3 protein-coding genes are annotated in these 3,081 nt (G+C 45.7%); all 3 read right to left on the bottom strand.

Annotation, left to right across the window (positions count from 1 at the left end; translation table 11 throughout):
• Window positions 1–109: 109 nt before the first annotated feature.
• On the bottom strand, window positions 110–832 hold the full coding sequence (locus J2I47_RS26285) for a beta propeller repeat protein (protein WP_207367612.1): 723 nt from the start codon (window positions 830–832) through the stop codon (window positions 110–112).
• A gap of 77 nt (window positions 833–909) precedes the next feature.
• Entirely contained in the window at window positions 910–2,412 is a 1,503-nt protein-coding gene (locus tag J2I47_RS26280) for a hypothetical protein (protein WP_207367611.1), read from the bottom strand.
• A 178-nt stretch (window positions 2,413–2,590) separates the two neighbouring features.
• Entirely contained in the window at window positions 2,591–2,887 is a 297-nt protein-coding gene (locus tag J2I47_RS26275) for a response regulator transcription factor (protein ID WP_207367610.1), read from the bottom strand.
• Window positions 2,888–3,081: the final 194 nt, after the last annotated feature.

Raw genomic sequence — 3,081 nt, 5'->3', positions numbered from 1 at the left:
CCGCGAAAAACTGGCCATGTAAAATCAGCACGTTTAGAAAAAGCAAGCCCTTCATCTATTCGTAGTTGAAGGGCTTGCTTTTTCTAGATAATCACAGCCAAAATTATCCTTATGGCTGTGGCTGTTTAGAAATATACAGTACACCCCGATAGCGGGAGTTCTCATCGGTGCCACAAAACTTGGCGTCATTTTTCGGGCCACACACTGGAGCTGAATTACACACGTAGAGGCGTTGCTGCGAATCCAAATAGAGGCCCTTTGTTTGATGCCTGTCTGGTAGCGGAAGTAACCGCCCATCAGTAGCGGCAATGCCTGTTGTTTCTTGAAGCAAGGCGTTTTGTGGATCTTTTGCATATGGTGTAGACGACTCCTCGACGGTATATTGAATGCCGGAGGGCGACGTTGCCACTTTGTACCGAGTCCTTATCTCACCTATCCTGTACTTGTGTTTCCAGCTTCTACCGCTGTCAAGGCTGTAAAAAACCGGGTTATCGAAGAAAGTAAAAGTCCCGTCTTCACCGCCTCGTGCCGATGTCATAGCCCAAATGGTATCCTTCCGGGCCGCAAAACCCATTATTCCCTCTGGGTTAGGCTGGTTGAATGTTGCCATTTGCCAGGATTTTCCTTTATCGGTCGTGTAATAAATCTCGTTAGACAACGTGCTGAGCAGCAACGTAGAGTCAATGTTGCCAAGGACGGCGTAGATAGGCTGATTGGTGGGTGACTGAAGCACATACCACCCTCCTTTTTCAGGTATTGCATAAGGCTCAGGCTCCTGTTGACAGCTCAGAAGGCTGATAATAATGGCGGTAAGTAGATAAGAGGTTCGCATAAGTTAACGATGAGAAACGTCTATTTCCGTACGCATCAACGCATGGAAATAGACGCAGTGTTTATCAATTTAAAAGGTTAGTTGGATCGCATAGTTTCGATAGAAAGCCGTGTAGCACCTGTTGTCACTTCATACGTATTGCCAAGGATAGTAGTCGTACCCGGGAGTGAGAAGCGGGAGGTTATGACAGGATCCTCATACCGAAGGATTCCCACACCAAGCTCATCACTACCGGTCGTGGTTTTGTATTTGAATGTGGTTTGTTGCGTTGATTTGGTGCCAAAGCCGAGACTAGGGCCAAGTTTTACCTTCTCGCCTAGTGCTACACTGAACGAAAAATTAGTGCTAAACTCTGATGTCATGACCTCAGTCCGCTCTACTTCTTCCGTTAGGTCATATTCTTCCACCTTGAAGAACCATCGGTTACCATTATCCTCCATGCTCCAGGTGTCAATAACCACAGGAGAAGGAAATTCATAAGCCCGTACATCGTCAACGATTCGAACTGGGTAACATGAGATCCAAAAAATGTGATTGGTGCATCTCGGTTCAGTATGATAGGTATATAACTGTTCAGGGGCGATAAAAAGAACCTTGGTGGGAGGCGTTTTTTCTGTGACTCCCTTACCCGTAAACATCGGGTATATTCTGAACTGGTAACTACCTTCATCCCAGCCGCCCAAGTCAGCGAATGAATTTATGTTTTCCAAGCGAAACTGGGTGATTGCTTCTTTAAATCGATAGTTTAATGGCCCTGAGTTTTGGCCTGAGGCTGGATTAATACCATAGTAAATCCAGTCGCGCTGATAACAGGTATTACAATTTAGGCTCCTCTGATAGCCTTCAACAACCACAGGGTCAATGCCATTATCATTGACAAAGAAGCGGGCACCCTTCTTTTTTGGCACTAGGCTTTCTGCCAGCCCATCTGTAAAGTAAAAGCTGTGTTGCCCATTGCTGAAAATAAAGTTGTCAGCAGCAATCCTTCCCTTCTCATTCTTGGGGGGAGTTGTAGTTACCCGGTCATTAATTTTCACCACCAGCATCGGGACGTCCGGTTCCTCAAGCGGGTTCAACTCCATCGACTCGCCTTTGTAGTTGTAAAGCATCAGCTTATTGTCTTCATCGCGAACAGCTATGAAGGGAACTTGCTGCTTTGTATCCCACTTATGAGCCGAAAAAAACGTGGGTACGTAGAACGTGAGTAGTGGTAGGTCATCACTCAGTTTCTTGAACCTCCCCGGCGTTTCATCTTTCTCAACGATAGCGTCAAAAAGGGACTTACTGCCTTTTATCTTCTTGTCTTTTACCATCTGCAAGAGAACGTCATAATCACCGTCAAACTTCTTCAAGGCCTCGGCTTTGAGCAGGACGCGAACGTCTTCGTCCAGAACGGCTTTCGCCAGTATTTTGGCTACCTGAACCTTGTCGAGCGCTTGTTTTCTGGCTCCTGCCTGTGATGCCTGTGGCAACACGTTAGTGGTTGGCTCGTCAGGATGACATGATAAAGCTGTAGCCATGACAAGTGCGAGAGTAAGCACTTTCGATGACTTGTTGATCAGATGTAGTATGCTCTTCATTGGCGTGTTTGTTTCATTGAGTTCATCATGAGAATCAAAAGTTGCTTAGTGTCTGGGGTGGCCCGACAACTGCTGCTTTCTTGATGACAAACGTAGACGCATCAGCCAAACTAAAACAGAGGAAAAAGCCCTCAAAAATTGAGTAGTAACCCCTCAAAAATTGAGGTAATACACGTAGCTAAGGAGTAGAGGGTAATTCGCCAACGAGTAGTTCATACCACTGCCGAAGCGCCGGTTTGTGTTGACGGGCAAAACGCTCTAATACTCGATGCCCCGTCAATTCCATCTTACCGCCAATCCGTGTCCGGTAGTTTTCAACACTTTTCGTCGTAATACAAAGCCGTTCAGCAATTGTTGCGTTGCTTGAATCATTGGCTACTTCCAGCAATACAGCCCACTCACGAGCAGTCAACTGAGTTAACGTGTGGGCATATACGCTCTGATTTTGTCCTGGAAAAATGGTTGGAAGTTCCATTAAGTCGCTCTGTTGTGTGTGAACATATCATTATGTCAATCATTCTTCCCGTCATGGCGCAATAAGTCTAAGCATTAGTTGTAATGTTGTAAAACAAAATTTTGTAACTGGATCGAAAATCTTCCGAAAGCGAACCTAGCTACTTAACTACTTGTGTTCATTAGTTACTCGACGACAAAGGCACAGGCGTTCTT

This window comes from Fibrella rubiginis, from assembly GCF_017353185.1.
Lineage (GTDB): Bacteria > Bacteroidota > Bacteroidia > Cytophagales > Spirosomataceae > Fibrella > Fibrella rubiginis.
This window is presented reverse-complemented; position numbering and strand designations above follow the sequence as displayed.

Bases quoted from the DNA above. Each gene is read 5' to 3' on its own strand.
- J2I47_RS26285 (WP_207367612.1), bottom strand. From the start codon at position 832: ATGCGAACCTCTTATCTACTTACCGCCATTATTATCAGCCTTCTGAGC.
- J2I47_RS26280 (WP_207367611.1), bottom strand. From the start codon at position 2,412: ATGAAGAGCATACTACATCTGATCAACAAGTCATCGAAAGTGCTTACT.
- J2I47_RS26275 (WP_207367610.1), bottom strand. From the start codon at position 2,887: ATGGAACTTCCAACCATTTTTCCAGGACAAAATCAGAGCGTATATGCC.